At 57.1% G+C, this 15,986-nt stretch carries 16 protein-coding genes; 5 read left to right on the top strand and 11 right to left on the bottom strand.

Annotation, left to right across the window (positions count from 1 at the left end; all coding sequences use genetic code 11):
• The first annotated feature begins 774 nt into the window (after positions 1-774).
• Positions 775-1,338 carry a LysE family translocator gene (locus ACFPTO_RS20100; protein WP_377714074.1) on the top strand — a complete coding sequence of 188 codons (564 nt, stop codon included), beginning with the start codon at positions 775-777 and terminating at the stop codon, positions 1,336-1,338.
• 165 nt (positions 1,339-1,503) lie between these two features.
• Here the strand turns inward: ACFPTO_RS20100 and ACFPTO_RS20095 are convergent, their stop codons facing one another.
• The 4 genes from ACFPTO_RS20095 to ACFPTO_RS20080 form a co-directional block, all read right to left on the bottom strand.
• Entirely contained in the window at positions 1,504-2,295 is a 792-nt protein-coding gene (locus ACFPTO_RS20095; protein WP_377714072.1) for an enhanced serine sensitivity protein SseB C-terminal domain-containing protein, read from the bottom strand.
• A 4-nt stretch (positions 2,296-2,299) separates the two neighbouring features.
• Complete coding sequence (locus ACFPTO_RS20090) at positions 2,300-2,839, bottom strand: hypothetical protein (protein ID WP_377714070.1); 540 nt, start codon at positions 2,837-2,839, stop codon at positions 2,300-2,302.
• Positions 2,840-3,019: 180 nt separating this feature from the next.
• Complete coding sequence (locus ACFPTO_RS20085) at positions 3,020-3,661, bottom strand: hypothetical protein (protein ID WP_377714068.1); 642 nt, start codon at positions 3,659-3,661, stop codon at positions 3,020-3,022.
• Positions 3,662-3,699: 38 nt separating this feature from the next.
• Entirely contained in the window at positions 3,700-4,116 is a 417-nt protein-coding gene (locus tag ACFPTO_RS20080; protein ID WP_377714066.1) for a hypothetical protein, read from the bottom strand.
• Positions 4,117-4,317: 201 nt separating this feature from the next.
• On the opposite strand from ACFPTO_RS20080, the gene ACFPTO_RS20075 reads away from it, so the two are divergent.
• Both ACFPTO_RS20075 and ACFPTO_RS20070 read left to right on the top strand, forming a co-directional pair.
• Positions 4,318-5,196, top strand: a complete 879-nt coding sequence (locus tag ACFPTO_RS20075) for a hypothetical protein (RefSeq protein WP_377714064.1) — start codon at positions 4,318-4,320, stop codon at positions 5,194-5,196.
• 549 nt (positions 5,197-5,745) lie between these two features.
• A complete protein-coding gene (locus ACFPTO_RS20070) occupies positions 5,746-5,967 on the top strand; it encodes a hypothetical protein (protein WP_377714062.1) in 222 nt (73 codons plus the stop codon).
• On the opposite strand, the gene ACFPTO_RS20065 is transcribed toward ACFPTO_RS20070, so the two are convergent.
• The 6 genes from ACFPTO_RS20065 to ACFPTO_RS20040 all read right to left on the bottom strand — a co-directional run bounded on the left by ACFPTO_RS20065 (position 5,964) and on the right by ACFPTO_RS20040 (position 8,588).
• Positions 5,964-6,356 carry a hypothetical protein gene (locus ACFPTO_RS20065; protein ID WP_377714060.1) on the bottom strand — a complete coding sequence of 131 codons (393 nt, stop codon included), beginning with the start codon at positions 6,354-6,356 and terminating at the stop codon, positions 5,964-5,966. The genes ACFPTO_RS20070 and ACFPTO_RS20065 overlap by 4 nt on opposite strands.
• Positions 6,357-6,583: 227 nt before the next feature.
• Positions 6,584-6,982, bottom strand: a complete 399-nt coding sequence (locus tag ACFPTO_RS20060) for a DUF6088 family protein (protein WP_377714058.1) — start codon at positions 6,980-6,982, stop codon at positions 6,584-6,586.
• Positions 6,979-7,164 carry an HAD domain-containing protein gene (locus ACFPTO_RS20055; protein ID WP_377714056.1) on the bottom strand — a complete coding sequence of 62 codons (186 nt, stop codon included), beginning with the start codon at positions 7,162-7,164 and terminating at the stop codon, positions 6,979-6,981. The genes ACFPTO_RS20060 and ACFPTO_RS20055 overlap by 4 nt, the downstream gene beginning before the upstream one ends.
• The gene (locus ACFPTO_RS20050) at positions 7,110-7,526 is read right to left on the bottom strand and encodes an HAD domain-containing protein (protein WP_377714054.1); all 417 of its coding nucleotides are present in this window, start codon (positions 7,524-7,526) and stop codon (positions 7,110-7,112) included. The genes ACFPTO_RS20055 and ACFPTO_RS20050 overlap by 55 nt, the downstream gene beginning before the upstream one ends.
• 28 nt (positions 7,527-7,554) lie before the next feature.
• Positions 7,555-7,884 carry a hypothetical protein gene (locus tag ACFPTO_RS20045; protein ID WP_377714052.1) on the bottom strand — a complete coding sequence of 110 codons (330 nt, stop codon included), beginning with the start codon at positions 7,882-7,884 and terminating at the stop codon, positions 7,555-7,557.
• 245 nt (positions 7,885-8,129) lie between these two features.
• On the bottom strand, positions 8,130-8,588 hold the full coding sequence (locus tag ACFPTO_RS20040) for a hypothetical protein (RefSeq protein WP_377714050.1): 459 nt from the start codon (positions 8,586-8,588) through the stop codon (positions 8,130-8,132).
• A gap of 296 nt (positions 8,589-8,884) precedes the next feature.
• On the opposite strand from ACFPTO_RS20040, the gene ACFPTO_RS20035 reads away from it, so the two are divergent.
• Positions 8,885-9,124, top strand: a complete 240-nt coding sequence (locus tag ACFPTO_RS20035) for a helix-turn-helix domain-containing protein (protein ID WP_377714048.1) — start codon at positions 8,885-8,887, stop codon at positions 9,122-9,124.
• Between the two features lie 722 nt (positions 9,125-9,846).
• Here the strand turns inward: ACFPTO_RS20035 and ACFPTO_RS20030 are convergent.
• Positions 9,847-13,140 carry a DEAD/DEAH box helicase gene (locus tag ACFPTO_RS20030; protein WP_377714046.1) on the bottom strand — a complete coding sequence of 1,098 codons (3,294 nt, stop codon included), beginning with the start codon at positions 13,138-13,140 and terminating at the stop codon, positions 9,847-9,849.
• Between the two features lie 642 nt (positions 13,141-13,782).
• Here ACFPTO_RS20030 and ACFPTO_RS20025 point away from each other — a divergent pair.
• Positions 13,783-15,780, top strand: a complete 1,998-nt coding sequence (locus tag ACFPTO_RS20025) for a tyrosine-type recombinase/integrase (protein WP_377714044.1) — start codon at positions 13,783-13,785, stop codon at positions 15,778-15,780.
• Positions 15,781-15,986: the final 206 nt, after the last annotated feature.

Below are 15,986 nucleotides of genomic sequence, written 5' to 3'. Positions count from 1 at the left end.
ATTCATTAACGCCCGGCTCCGTCCGCCGGATGACCGCCTATCCCGAAAATCCGACAGTCTCCTAGCCCGGAGAGTCAGTTTCCTGCGGGCGCGCCGATGCTATGGCTGACCCGACCGGCGATACATTGCTGCACGCCGGGCGCTCCGTGCGAATTTGCGGTTCCGGTGGCCGGACCACTCAGCACGAGGCACAAGAACAAAGCGCAAGCCGAGAGGTTGACGCCGAAGCGCCCACCACTGGCACGTTTTTGCTTTCGACCTGAAACGCCACTTTCACCTCCCATTCTGGGGTTTTTGCCCAGGCTGACAAGCGCCGCGAAGCGTCAAGGCCGCCCAAGCCTGAAAATAAAGTCTACCGACCGTCCAATGCGACCTCAAAACGGCTGAAGCTACGGTGCTACGGCGGACTACAGGGCTTGGGCTGTTTCCTGCGGGCGCGCCGATGCTATGGCTGACCCGACCGGCGATACATTGCTGCACGCCGGGCGCTCCGTGCGAATTTGCGGTTCCGGTGGCCGGACCACTCAGCACGAGGCACAAGCAAACTGCATTATTGATATCAGAATTTCCCCACCAAAACAACATCGGGGTCAAGGCTGGTGGTCAGGGGGCATCTCCCTCCCGACAACTCATCACGCAGGAACGAAAAAGCGCGCCAAGGCGAATTATGCGCGGTGCGTCGTGTTCTGCCAGCAGCGACCCAACAGAACTCGCGGCTCAATGCCGGCGTCATGTTGGTGCAACGCGACCTTCAACGCCCCCTGCCGGAGCAAAATGCTCTTGAACCTTCTCCCAGCCGACAAGCGGATTTCTATGGAAGCAAAGATTGCGTGCATTCGGTCCGACGAGATTTTCAGCCTATATCTTGCAATCACGATAGTTGTAGCACCGGGCATCGGAAAACTGGTCACGAGGGTTCCGTCCGTTCTGACCGTTGTCGGTGGCGCGTATCTGCTCTGGCTGGGCGTCCGGACGTTGATGCATCCGCCCGAACTCACCGCCAGTCAGAATGAAGTGCAGCAGAGCCGGTGGGACTGGTCAATGCGCGGTTTTGCAATCAGCGGCCTGAATCCGAAGGCTCTGTTACTGTTCGTCGCCCAATTGCCTCAGTTCGTCAGACCTCAAGCCGGATGGTCAGCCTCCGGCCAGATTGTGGCTCTGGGACTTGTGCACATGGTCAACGTCGGCACGGTCTACTCCGTAGTCGGCTTGGGCTCGAAGGCCGTCCTGAGCACTCGACCCAAAGCGGCACGCATGGTGGGTCAGCTCTCCGGTGCAGCAATGATTCTGGTTGCAGCCCTCCTGTTCGCTGAACAGGTCTACGCTTTCGCTCGATAGTCTGTTCGCGGAAGCAAACCACTTGATGACCGGCTGCGCCTTTGTCGGCCGCTATCCAGGCACCCGTTTAACCTGTACTGGCGGCCCGCTTCTCAAGATTTCTCATCGAGCTTGAGAATTCTTAAATCCGACGAGAATGCATAATGCACCCGGGTGACCATGCCCCTATCGTCGGCCGAAACCGAATACGCGCTTCAACTTAGTCGCGAGCGTCCGTTCATAGAACGGCTTATCGTTTTGGTAGAAGTGGCCAGCGAGCCCGCTATCCCCGGGAGCGATTCGCATGACGTCAGTCGGGCCGTAGCTCTTCACGTACTCGTCAGCGACAGCACCGACATCGCGCAACACCTGTAAATCCTCGCCCTCAAGCTCGATTGCAAACAAGAGATGTGGCTGCTCGTCGATAGATGCGTCATGCATGAGCGCGAGATACGCAGCCTTTACCTCACGTCGGCCAGCCAATAGCTTCGTCACCGATTGCGCCATGTCCTCCGGCCATACACGAGGTTTCCCGATGAGTACTTTCGTCTCCTGCCGAACGATGCGCGTCGTGCCCGGGTTGCTGACACCGGTACTCAGCAGCGCTTCGACCTCAGCCGGAATGAACTCCTTGCCATAGTCCAATTGTGGGTTGAGGACCAGCGCGGCTCCGCGCGTGATTTCGAAAAGGCTGCGAGCCGGTAGCCGCAGGTACTTCTCCTCCTCCCTAATGGCGAGGCGCATCGCTTTCTCCGAAGTAAAGAAGGGAATCACAGGGCTTCCGTCCGGTCGACACCAGCTTTTTACCGCTACGTTGGCACCAGTACGTAGCGTTCCTTGCACTAGCTCGCCCTCGGGATAGCCTAGGATAAATACCTCGGCTTGCAATAGTGTGCGAGCAAATTCCGGCCGATAGGCGGGCTCGGTTGCCGCCAATCGAAGCAGGCGCTCAACGTCGTTTTCGCGTTCAACATACATAGCATCAGTCCGTTTGTTTGTTGGATGAACCCGCTGAAATGACGTTCTCGTCCGTCGGCCCGTGGAACCCGCCTCTATCCCTGCAAAAAGCAAAGTAGGCGACGGCAGCAAAGTAGAAGAGCATCCAATGCCCAGAGAATCCACGAGCTACTCGAGCCCGAAGTGAGGTGTATTCGGCCGCGCTTAGACTTCGAACGATTCTGCCGTGGTTTTCAAGTACGTATTGCCCCGCTTTGATGGCTGGGTTTCCGTCCATGCTAACGAGGCAAACATAGAAGTTGAAGAGTGCATAAGCGAAGAACACAGCGACCAAAGCCTGGACCCAGTCAGGAAACGCCCGGCGCAGGTCAGCCAGCGCTGGCCTAGCTCCAAATCGCCTGCGCGCCAACATGACGGCAGGAGCGAACACGATGAATATGCCGACATGCAGGCCCCACACGTATGGGACACGACTCATGACGTCGACGCCTAACAGCGAGGCGCCATGCACGACGACTGAGAGCGCAAGCCCGATTGCTGCGATGGAAGCCATCAGGCGATTCATTCAATTTACCTTCCACTGTGGGATGTATCGCCACCGGCCCGGTGTATCAAAGACGGTCCGGTAATCGAGTGGCAGCCAACGGGCGGTGACCATGCTCGGAGTAGTTTCGAGAACCTAGCGCGTCCGCGGACTTGCGAACGCGCTCAATCCAGACTTTCAGACGCGGCGCAAATACGCCGTTTAGGTAATCGACTTCAGGAAGAACGAAGTCGCCTTTCGGGCAGGGGGCCATTCGGTCTGAGCGGCAAGCGTGAGCATACTCGCATCCGATTTGGCCTCAAGCCGGTTCAACGTTCCGCCGTACGCGTAGTCGGCCGTGCTCCCGCACACGAACAGCAGAACATGAGCACGCCGTCCGCCTCTGCCCATCGACACCTCCAAGTCCCTAGTGTCAACAACGTCGTTCCATGGCACCGTAGCGAGGTCGAAGTACGCCACACAATCGTCGCCTAGGCGCAGTGCAGGTCGAGCCCATGGAAGGTCGCTGCCAAATCGCACAATGCGACGCAGATTGCGACCAGCCACCAGGGCGCCCATAGCGGCCCCCGAAGCAAAAGGGACGAACGCAGCCGTTGCGAGTACAGGATGAACGGGCCAGTGGACCGCAAGCAAACAGACCAACGCGCTCGCAGCGACGAAAAGGGCAGCCGCCAAGCATGTGAGCAGAGGCAGTGACGCCTTTTTCACATAGACCTCCAGAACCACCTCCTCAGATGCCCACATGCTGCGCGTCGCATCGAGATTCGCCCGGCGTCGCTTTCGAGCCTCAAAGGCCACCCAGTTGATAGAGACGACTATCAGCCAAAGTGCGACGAACTCCATGGTGCTATGGCCGACAGCGGTTAGGAGGCCCCGGGTCGTTACACTTCCGGGTCGAAGAAGGAAGCAAGCACCGGGTAGGTGCTCGCATCCATGCTCGCGCAGCCGAGCTTGCGCAACGCATTATGGTGCCGGTCGCCGAGCCAATGGTCCGCTCCTGCGTCACGCAGCACTAGCCGAAACGCGCGCGCGTCGCTGCGGCCTGCGAAGAGTTGTTCCACATACCGGTCAGCATCCAATCGTCCCGCCTCCGCAGCGGCCGCCAGGCTATCCATCACCCAGTAGAGTGCGGGATTGTGAGGCATTGCCAGCAAGGCTTCGACGTGGATTGGCGTCAGCGTCTTGTCCTCGTGATTCCAGCCACCGAATTGTAGGCACGCTCCTGCAGTGCGCCTTCCTTCTTCAGTTTCGAACAGCAGCGGAGTAACGGTCGGAATGTACGCATTGATTGTCGCCATTGATGTCCTCGGAGCCTCAATTTTTTATTGCGCCGGTCAGCGATTAAAGCGGGCCGTACGGATTAACGGCATATGTCAACAAAGCTTTAGACTATCGAGTAGTTGTCAAACGCAGCGCTGTCTGTCACGACGCACTACAGCTACGCTGCAGCGAAGTCATCAGCCATAATCCAATAGTCGAGAACCGCGGGTCCGAAATCAATGAGCTACGACCTTTTCTTTACCCTGCCTGCTGACATCACCAAGGATGACGTCGCGGCGTACTTTCGACAGCGTAGCCACTACAGGGTCGACGGCAACGCCACATACGAAAATACGAACACGGGGGTCTACTTTTCCTTCGCATTTGATGATGCGGAGCCAACCAATGGGCAAAGTGCCGGAGCGCAGCGGCGCATCGCGTTCAACTTGAACTATTTCCGCCCACACATCTTTGGACTCGAAGCCGAGCCCGAGGTGTCGCTGTTTGTCAACCGATTCAATCCGGAAATTGAAGACCCACAGGTTCAAGGGATGGCAGCGGGGCCTTACTCGGCAGAAGGATTCCTACGTGGCTGGAACTGCGGAAATGAGGTCGCGTACGAAAGCATTATCGAGTCGCATAGCAGGACCAACAATTTCCTGACAATGTCGGAAGCCGTCATCGAGGCGGCGTGGCGCTGGAATTATGAAGTCCCAACAATGCAGGCAGCGCTCGGGCAGTCAGTTTTTGTGCCCAAAATCATGATGCTCAATATTGAGGGGGAAGCGAAGTCTTCTGTCGTGTGGGGCGATGGCATACCTACGCTGCTTCCCGAGGTCGATATCGTCTTTGTCTACCGTGACGAACTTGCGCCGAAGCCATTGCTCGGAAAACGGGAGAAGGACCATTGCCTTATCGTGCACAGCCAGCTCGATGAGGTACTCGAACCACTTTCGAACAAGGGCTATCCGCTGCCAGTGCGAACACCGATATATGTCGAGGCACCTAAAAGTGTGAGCAACTTCGTTCGCAAGCTTCAGAAACACACCGGTGCGCTCGAGAGAGTCGCGATGGACCGCGTACTCAGCCGCGAGCTTTTCGAAAAGAGCCCACAATAAGGGAAGGCGTAGTAGCGATTGTTACCGCCCCCAACTGAAACAAGCAGCCACACCGCTCTGGCTGCACCCGGCGCGCACTCTACATGTCCCTTCGTCTGCAAAACTGCGCTAGAGATAGAAAGACGCCTTTGCACACATGAATCCCACTTGCTCCTTCCGCGCGGCGCGCAAACTCCTGCAGCCACTCACGGCTATTTTCCATGGCCGTTGGCCCTATCGAAGTGCGGATATTCGCTGCATAAGCCAGTCCAGCTCTTCCGGCGACACCCACCCCTTGCGAGCAACTGACACCCGAACGCGCTCCAGCGTTCGGTCCCGCGTCTGCCCCGGGTGTCGTGCCACATCTTTGCGAGCAACTGCTACCAACTGCCGCGCGAGGTCTTCACACATTTCCCACCGTCTGGCGCGCTCCTCCTCGGTTTGCCCGGCAACGTATCGACCATCGACTAGGCGAACACCGATTTTTGGCTGCACACCAGAAACCGCTGCGGGCAGTGTGTCGCGGGGAAAATCTTCGGGTACGCTAGTCATCATGTCGAAGAAGGTGCGATGGAGCCGATTTTGCTGACAGTGCTGCGGGATACAGCGCCGGTGGCGGTAGTGCTGGTGTTAGCGGCCGCAGTTGGTTTTGCGTTGGGCCGCCTGCTGCGCGGCCGTCGACCCACCCCTGATGTGCCGGACGCCCGTAAAAAGGCATTCGCGGGACGCGCAATGACCCGAGAAGAGCTGGATAAGGCCTTGTCGCACGTCGAGGGGCGGACAGAGCGCTAGCGCTGCAGCTGACCTGCGAGGATTTTGCGCACAATTTCTACGGCGTCATCGCCCGGCTCGTAGCGCACGGGAGCCGTGTCCCACCTCGGCCCTTGCCCAACAGCACTGGCGCTTGCCCAGCCGTTTTGTGTACAGCCGTCGAGGCGTAGCAGGGGAGTCACCTCGTCGCCGACCTTGCGGCCAATTGCAACCGTAAAATAGGTGCCGCTCAGGGGCTGAATGCTGTATCGGTCGGCGCACATTTCCAGTACGCGAAGCGCTTCTTCCAGCACCGAAAAAGGCGGTCGGTCAAAGGGTGTGACGCTGCCCTCGATTTCGCACAGTCGTGCCAGGCAGGCCATAGGTCGCGAGTACTCGCCGTCGTAAATCGTGATTTTCAGCATGCTCATAAGCTGTCCCGAAAGCCATACCAGTCGTGCCAATATGCACATCCGCGTGGTTCCGGGTCTTCTGCAATCAGCAGGCATGTGCAGCCATCCAGGCTGCGCTGAAATAGCGTTCGCGCGGGCTCAGGTATTTCGCGCAGTCGCACATACCTTGTGCCCGTTGAGTCTGTATGCATAGGCACGTCGCGATGCGTTGACCTGCAAACACACATTTTCAGCACGGTAACCCCCTATTTGTCGTACTTCACCGCTCTGCTGCCAACTTGTATTTTGCGGCGGATACGACGCCGGCCGGTGCACACAGCGCCGTCCACTGGTATCTGCGTTGTTGCCCCAGCGTTGTACTCGCGCGTGAGACGCCCTAGCTGCACCGCAATGCGCAACTTTCGAAATGTCTCTGCGGCGATGACTTCAAACGGCGCTGCTGGCGCCAATTGCCCCGTAAACCTGTTGACACGTGTTTTTGCATACACCCCCCTGCTGACACGCACAAGCCTTCCGTCACTCACCAGCTTTGCCAGCACACGCCCCACCTGTGCGGCGCTTCCCAGTGGGGCGACCTCTGAGCGCAAGATGACCACGCCCTTCCTCCGTTTGATGGAGTGGACGAGGCGGGCTTCGACGGTCATGTGCTGTGCATTGCTACCAACTTTGCCTGCAGCTCTGCCAACACAGCGGGCTCGCTGATACCGAGGTCTGGGTCGGTGCGCACGAGGCTGTCCGGGCACCACTCAGGCCACCCCGAATCGTCGTCATCTAGTGCAAGCCACGCTTTCGGCTTGCGGCGCAGCACGTCGCTCCAGATTTGCATGCCTCGCGGCGAGTACACAAACGCCGGAACATCCATGCGCCCGTGAACGTGCCACCAACAACACGTGCCTTCAAGCCGTGCGTAAGTCGGCGTGCCACGTGGCTTACGCTTCGGTAGTGGCGCACCCACGACGTCGACAAAACAATGCGCAGTTCCGGGTACGGTTCCAGCACCTCTTCGAGCAGCGCACAGTGCTCGAACAGCTCGTGCCCCGGGTAGCCAACAAGAAAAGGTCCGGAGTCGCGCTTTGCGTACACGTTGTGCGGATGCAATACCCCGTCGAAATCCAGGTAAAGCACGTGCCCGCCCACGCGCCGCAGCGGAGGTACGTTGGGTAATTCTCCGGGTGGGCCTGTCAGCATTTAGCGCCCACCACCGTAATGTGCAGCGTCACTTGACCTCAATCACCTTGCGCACGCGCTCGGCGAGCGCAATTGCATCGCCAGGCAACATAGGCAACGGCCACAACGGCGCTGTATGCAGCTCCCACTCGAACAGGCTGCGGACAAGCGAAACGTCCTCTGCGGACAGCAATGCTAACCTCGCGAGTGCCCGTTCCATGACATCTTCGACGCGCTCGTCCCGTGTGTCTGCCAGACACAGCGTGGCATCATGGGTGCAAGCGCAGCACCAGTAAATCGCGTGCGAGGCGGCCATCAAGCGAGTTGACGGTGTCAATTCGGCAACTCGCGCATCGCGAATAAAGTCTTCGTACGTCAAGTGGCACTCCATTTTTGAACGACGCCGAACATGGCAAGAATATATATTCGCACTACTACATTTAAATTTGCGACGCGAATTATGTGAAAGATGCCTCGACTACGCAGCAGTTTATTGGGGGCCACGCCCGCGTGAGCGTATTGCGCGCTGACCTCACATTCGAGTAGGCAGCGTGCACTTGCAACGGTGCCGCTGAATGGAACTTCTTCGCTTACGATGCGACTTTGCTGCGTCGTTAAATCTGGCTACCAGTCCAAGAATTGAGACCAGTTCCAATCGGTTGGCCGTGCGTCCGGATTCATCCCCGCTGACTCTGGTCCTTTCCTTCTCCCGTATTGCCTTATCAGCGACCTGTACCGACTCAACAAGACATCTCCTTCTCGTTTGACGTCAACATCGAGCTGTAGCTCGTCAGGCTTCGCCAACCACGTCTTCTCCTCGTCGATATCACCAAGCGTGAGCAGTGCGCCTTCGGCGACTACCTGCGCCTCAATTGGATGCAGATTAGTCTTGCGAATAAGGTCCCGCTCGAGTGCAACCAGAGCAGCGATTCTCTCGTCTCGCGGCTGAGCCAAGAGTTGACAGGCCGTTCTGGCAACAAGCCAGTGGATGAAATCAATACGCCACTCAATCTCGCCCGGCATTTCGTGCGGCGAGAGCCTGAACTGCTCGCCGTCGATATCAACCGAGATGTAGGCGCCCACGCGTGCCATCATGGTTCGCGTGGTAGCCGGTGCGTATTGCAGATTTACTGGTTCCAACCGGACCTCCAAGTAAGGGCTCTGTCGCCGCTGGACCATGGCAACTGTGACGCACTTGCCCTGCTCGCAGACCTGCGTGTTACTGGTTGCCGCGAACACGGCGAAGGCGGTCAGGTGCTCAAGAATCAGCGAAAAAAACCTGAATTAGACGTTAACGCATAATTTTAGACGTTTACGCTCTTTACGCAAGTACTTTCCGCCAGGACACTGTCCACTCCCGAAATCGCCTAAAAAATTACATGCAGTTGAGGAAGGCCTTTGGTCTCGTCGTGAGCACTGAACGAAAAGCGCTCGAACTGACGCAGACAGAACTCGCTGAGCGCGGTGGCCTCCACTTCACGGCCGTGAGCATGCTTGAGCGCGGTTCCCGGCCCGCGAACTTTGACACCCTGGTGCTGATTTCGTCGGCGCTAGGCGTACCTCTGTCTGACCTCTTTCGCCGCGCCGAAGAACTGCAAAAATCGCATCCAGATTCGTAGGCAGCCTCCTCAGCGCTCGCTCTTTTTCTCGATAAAAGTGACGCACACGTTCAAGTGGTTGACCGCGAGCCTGCGGAAGAACCGCTGTTGCTTTGAGCCCGTGCTAGCCAAGCCTCGACAACATCAATTCGCCAACGCCAAAGTTGGCGGTCGTACAACTGAGCACGCGGCGGAAGCAGCCACGGTCGGTGTTTTGCTCGCAGAAGAACGACCCGTGGTGAGATGCCCAACACCTTCGCAAGTTCTTGAAAATCGAGATATTTGTCGGCGAGGGGATTGTTGATTGATGTCATGCACCATATAGCGCACTAATTTAGCCAAATAGTCATTTTGATGGCATGGCCGACAGGCTTCGCATCGATTGCCGGGGGTACGTCTGTTCCCCGTGATTTGATTTTCGCGAGCGCTTGATGATTCGCCACAGACATCATTAATCGGCGTGTGCGCAACTCGTTGGGCGAGCCTGCCCAACATCAGGTCAAACGGTCTACGTTTAAACTGCCGATTGCGCCCAACCGGGTTCGCAAAAAGCAAGGAACAGGACATCGATGCCAGTCGCGGTTCAGTGTCGGGCAGCCAGGCTCGGCTTGCAATTGGAGATAGGCGCGATTACGGTTCTTGCGATGGCAAGGAAGGCGCGTGAAGTACCGTGAAAGGCGCCGCGCGACAGGCCGCCCGCGGGCTCCTCGTCCTCGTCCTAGTCCTTCCTTGTCGGTCAGGCATTAGCTACCAATAAACTCGAATGCGCAGTCGTAAGTCTCACGCAGGTAAAGCTCGGTGACCCCAAGTAGTTCGAGCTGAGCGGGACTGACGTCTGCGTTCAAAACACCCGGCTGCACCACGTAAATCTTGAGTGATAGCCGGCTAGACCGAAGCGACCGCGCAACAGTGGAGAGCACTTTCAGGTCACCCCGTTCGAATCGCGTACGTCCAGTGCGTTGCCGGCTGACCTCGCGGTACTGCAAGTGTTTGAACAATCGCTCAGGCTCCCCCTTCCAAAAGACACTTCGCTGAGCTTGGCCGCAAACCACGTAAAGGTCATCAACGCGTGCTCCAGCTTTGTCCCCGTGCGAGTATTTGCAGTGATAGAAGGACACCTCGACCCCTCCAGGGACAACTTTCATTGCAACCACATCGGCCATCTCGCCAGAGCCGTCATCGTCGAAGACGATGTCCAGCCGTTCCTCACCTTGTAGCGCCAGAAGACTATCGACGACACGTCGTTGAATCGAATCTGCGTCCTTGGTCGCCCCCTGCGACTCTTTTCGGATGTTCACCCCGGCCCAATCCCATGCGACAAGATGTTCGCGTTGGAACGCAACTCGGCGCTCAGTGGCCGGAAGCCGGAACAACTCGTTGTGAATGAGCGTCGAACCGTCAGCGAAGTACAACGTCGGCGGCTCGGCGCGGAACCACGCATCCAACGATTCACGTTTGCGTCCCGACGCAACATACGCTGCGGTACCCTCAACGAGTACATAGGACACGTCGTCAGCCGAAAACCGGACTTCGTACACAGAGTCGCCGTTCGGCGTTCTGAGCCGCAAGCGTAACGGACCATCCGCGGCGGTCGAATCTGGCTGAAGGTCAACATCACAGAGAGCGCTCGACATTCCGCCAATGTCGAGCTCGACGGCGTCTTCCCTCCGGTGCAACATTTCCTCATTCCAGTCGACGGCTATCAATACAACCTCCGGTCGCGTCGAGACGACTTCTGGAATCACTACATTCCGAAAAATGTCTTCCGTTGAAATATCCGGATTATTTAGCTTCGCGCCGACCTGATGACACCACTGCACCCATTTTGCAAGGTCATAGGCAATACGATGAGACCAGAGGCGCCCCTTCTGAGAGCAACCGACTGTGACCCGCTCTCCGCCTTCATAGCCACGGCCGAACAGGTTGGATTTCGACCGGTTCTGGCGCAGCGCTAAGGTAAGCGCGTTCCCGACGTCTGCGCCGCTGTACATCGAGAATTGGACCGTCCGGCTTATCAGATGGCGCAGACCGAGGTTCATGATGAGAAATCTCGTTACGCCGTGCAACGATTTAAAGATTTGCTCGCCCTTGATTAAAGTCGCATCTGGACCACAGACTGCTCGAGCGAGTTCCTCATGCACCGAAGAATTGTCAGAGCTGTTGATAAAAAGAAGTCTTTGCTCTTCGTTCCAGTGCAACACAAACACGTTCCACGCCGTATTTTTCAAGTCCCGTACATCCCCCCACGGAACCTGTTCCTGGTCCTTCGTCACGAATACGCTAACGTGCTCTGCCGGATTATTGAAGGGACCCGCATACATGCGTACAGGCTTAATTGCACGCTCAATACGCTCAGGGTCCCACGTCGCACCTGTCCGGTAAACCACAGCGCTCATCTTCGGTGAGATGTTCTGCAACGCGATTTGGGGCGCGGACTCTTGGAACCCTTCGAGGAATTCCGAGCGCCGAATTTCGTCCTCTGTAGCCCCTTCGCTTAGAACGCGAAGTAGCTCGTTCCATTCCGCGTCTTCGGCGTAGAGTGCGCGCAGGCGTTCGCCGACCTCCACATCGGCGATGTTGGCAACAACCGTCGCGTTGCCGATGTCATCGGCAGACGTCCGTGTGAATCTTCCAGTAAATTGCAGCGTAATCGCCAAGCTCTTGTGCATGTCATGAAGGGCGGCAACCTTGAGCTGCGGCATGTCGAAACCCTCCCCGAGCATGTCGACGCAGACTATCACCCTTGAAGCTCGCGAGCGCAGGGCCTGTAGACTCGCCTGCTTGACGACCGCGGTTTGACGGCTGTGCACTATCAGCGGGTGCAGGTGAGGGGCGTGGTCGCAGTAAATTTGATGTATCGCTTCGGCCCGCGATATTGACTGTACCCGGGCCATAAGGACATGGTCGAGGTTTGCCGCCAAATCTGCACTAAGCGCCGAAACCGCCTCTTCCATGATTCGTTCGTCCGCCCGCTCATTGTTGTACTCAACAACGGGCCGGAAGCTTACAGGCCGGAAGTACCCCTCGGCCTGCGCACGTCGAAGTGGGTAGTTGAAAATTACCTTTCCGTCGACCAACTTCCCATCCGTGCGGAACGGCGTCGCCGTGAACTGGAGCACGGGCTTTTCGCCGAACTCATCGCGGAATGCCGTCCAGGTTGCTGCAGAAACATGATGAGCTTCGTCTATGAACACGTGCGTCGCCCATCTCGCGATGACTGCCCTATGAGTCGCTCTACCGTTCGCCGCAATGCTCATCGTCGCAACAACCACGTTACATCGCTCGAGAATTCCCTGAAGAGCCGCCGCATCCTTGGGCATTGCCTTCAGGAACCCAACCACGGGACACTGTGCATCGGAGCCAACGACCCCGAACTGCTTGAGCCACCCCAACGTAACAAACTTGGAGCCAATCTGGTCTCGAAGGGCGTCGCTGGGAACGAGCACCAAAAGTCGGGGAATCCGTTGGGCGACAAGCAATGCAAGCATTGTCTCCGTTTTCCCGGTCCCGGTCGGCATCACAACCGTGGCAGGCTTTGAGGATGCTCGCCAATGTCCCAACGACGCATGCAGCGCACCAATCTGCGGCGCGCGCAATCCTGGACAAACAGTCCCGTCCCCATCCTCTCGCTCTTCTCGATATCGGAAAGCATCAACCCAACTTTGAACGACGACACGGGTTCTCTGCGCACTTTCGCCTACCGGCTCGGTACCAACGTTCAGCGCTTTCGGAAACGCCCAACGGCTAGGTCGGGCCGTAAGATTCCAATCCGAGCCATCGGAGGGCATCTCATCTGAATCAGTAAGAATCAGAAGGCGGTCCACACCTTCAGGCGCAGCAATCGTTCTCGTTGAGACCGCGACTTTCTCGCCGTCGAAATTATCAAGAACGAGATAATTGCGTCCGCGACCCGATGGTTGATTCACCGACACTTCCCGCCGCTTCGCGTCGCGCGTCAGTTGAATTACTCGGTTGCCATCAACAAGGCCATGAATTCCATAAACCGCCGGGATAGAAGCTTCCGTTCTCAACGTCACTCTCGCCTCTCTGCTTATCTTTATTTTGATGCGCGGTGATTCGAACCGAACCCACTGGCACCCCCGAACTACCCCTTTTAGTTGCCTGTTAACAGCGGCAAGGCGTGCGCCTTTCGCAGGACTCTGGCTATTTTTAGCCGAACACAACGAGTCAGTCGCTGGCTTTCGCCAATAGTGCGAAATGTGAAGGAAGAAGTTACTGCGATTTCGTGTTGCATCCCGCACCTCGAGAGGCTTTCTTTGATATTTCCTCAGACGATTGTAGGGCATTGAGCCCGCGGCTGCCGACCGTAACAGGTGGTCAGGTTCACCAGGCAAAGACATCATCAACGACAAAGAAGTACGCGATAAAAAAGGACCGGCACCGTGGGTCCCGAAATACCTGTTGCGGCTGCCGTTGATTATGAACAACTTTCGGCTGAAAGCGTGCCGAAGCACAAAACGAGGCAATCAGACCACTACACACCCGCCACCCGTGCATACGAGACCTGCTGTGCCACGCTTGAATCAGCAGGTTGCCGTTTCGCACCGATATAAACCGTTCCGTTATACCGGGTACCACTAACCCAACCCTCCTGGCCGCCCAATAGGACATAACGAACGGCTGACCTCCGCCATGGTAAGGCAGTAGACGGAGGCATCATGAGGAAATCACATGAAATCATAGAGTTACCAGCCTTTCGTTATAGTGCAAGGCTTTGCCATAACGAGGACGGCAACGATTCGTGGCAGCTATGTGAGGGTCTAAACGGACCCGATATGGACCTTTATTACCGAGAACTGGTTGTACTCATGCAGACCCAGGTAGCATCTCAAAGCGAGATGGATGTCCCTGCGCTATCTGACCAAACCCTCAAAAACCGTATCTCAACACTTCATTCCTTCCTCGCGTTTCACGGCAAGACGGTCGACTCCGCTGTGGGAAAGGAGCTTTTATCGCGATTCGATGCGAGCTTGAAGGCGTATTCGGAATCGCTCACCGTTAGCAGCCACTCCAAGAGCGACCGGAGAAGCCACTTGCGCGCATGGCGCAAGGCCGCAGATTCCCTGCTTCATGAAAACCGACGCATCAAGCCTGCAGAAAAAACCAACTCGGAAGTCTCGCCATTTCATCTCGCTCTCCGGGCCGCGCTAGCAACAACGGGAGATGCTCCCAAAACCATCGCTAAGCGGGCTGGCGCATCTACCACGGCTCTCGCACGTTGGCTAAAAGGCGCGGTGCCGAACCGGCGCGCTTTTCCTTCTGTCAGACGGCTTGAGCGAGAGCTGGGGCTCGAAGCCGGCACCTTGGAATCCCTGATTCCTGCGGTGAAAAAAGCGCTCGTCAATAGCGCTTCGGTTGGCGCCGGCAGTCAAATCGACTATCGCATCAGGCTCGCTCGAAACATCAGGGATATTTACTACATCCAGGAGGACGCACTTTCCGCCGACTTCTTGACTGAATGGAATGCATTTTTCGCCTACAAGACCGACAAACGGACAACCTTGGCGAGAAATCCAGGTGGTACGTGGCGACTACAATCGGGCGAAAAGCAAGCCAAACTACCGTCGGCGCACGCATGGCGTAATGGACTGTGCTGTCCGACTGCACAAAAGAATTTGGACAAATTTCGCTCCTTCTTTGGTTTCCTTGCTCGACCACGCGAGGACGGGGGGTATGGCGTTTCGGCTGATGCAGCGCAGAGCCTCGCATGGTTCGCATCTCGCGATGCCGTCAATGCTTACCTCGAATTCATGCGAGCACGGTCCGGTGGTCTGGTTCATGGAGGTCATGCAGCATTCGCAGCGCTCACTGCCGGCCTCCTCAGTGCGAATACGGGCTTTGTGACACAGCAGCCGACCCTCATCGAGCGGCTTCCCCCGGGAACTTTAAACACGGGCTGGGCCAACGCGTGCCTCGAAACGCGGCAACTCGCCAAAGAATGGCTGACTGACGCGACCGACGTGTCGCGACGCCCGGAAGAGCCTATTCAGTCATTGCTGGACATGTCCGAACCGTTGGCCCCCCTGTTCAGAGCGGTCGAGTTGCTGGACAGGGAAGCAGCTAGCGCAGCGCCTGGGAGTCCGCTGGAGGCCACCCTAAAGCGCGACGCGCTGGCGCTATCGATTGTGCTTGCAAACCCTCTGCGCCTCCGAAATCTTGTCACCATGACCTGGCGCCCGAACAACTCCGGCTCACTATACCGTCGCGAAGACGGGCAGTGGCGAATCCGGTTTGGCCCACAAGACTTCAAAAACGACCGCAAAGCCATCAAAGGAGCGTATGACGCACCGCTGCCGCGCTCGCTTGGGCAGCGAATCGAAGAATACCTGGATGAGTTCCGGCCCCGCCTCCTTCGCGCCAATCCCAAAGCAGACTGGCTTTTCCCAAATGACGAGTCCGGCAGGTGGAAAAGCCTGAATAAACAGTTCTTCAGACTGACTCGACGACTCATTCCGCAGACCCCGGGATTCGGTCCCCACGCTATACGGCATCTCGTTGCAACCGACTACCTAAGAAAGCACCCCAACGATTTTCTTACGGTTAGCCAACTCCTGCACGACAAGCTAGAGACGGTACTTTCCGAATACGCACATCTGAGACAGGACGATGCTTTCGCGAAATATGAAATCCATCTTCGCGGTGTCATGGCTAGTTGAATACTTCCTGACAGCCGGTCAACAGGTGATTCGGCTGCCAGTTCTGAAATTCAAGGCCGAGATAGGGCTATTTCTGGTCGGATGACCCGTTCTGAGCACCTGGAAACTGCTACCTTAGGGTGCTATCCTTGGAACGTGTAGCAGCCATAGAAGCCGGCTGGACCGGGGTTCCCGGGAGTTCATCGCGAGTCCCTGATTCGCCACCA

The sequence above is a fragment of the Paraburkholderia denitrificans genome, assembly GCF_042655705.1.
Taxonomy (GTDB): domain Bacteria; phylum Pseudomonadota; class Gammaproteobacteria; order Burkholderiales; family Burkholderiaceae; genus Paraburkholderia; species Paraburkholderia denitrificans.
The sequence above is the reverse complement of the archived record's forward strand: the minus strand, read 5'-3'. Positions and strand labels throughout refer to the sequence as shown.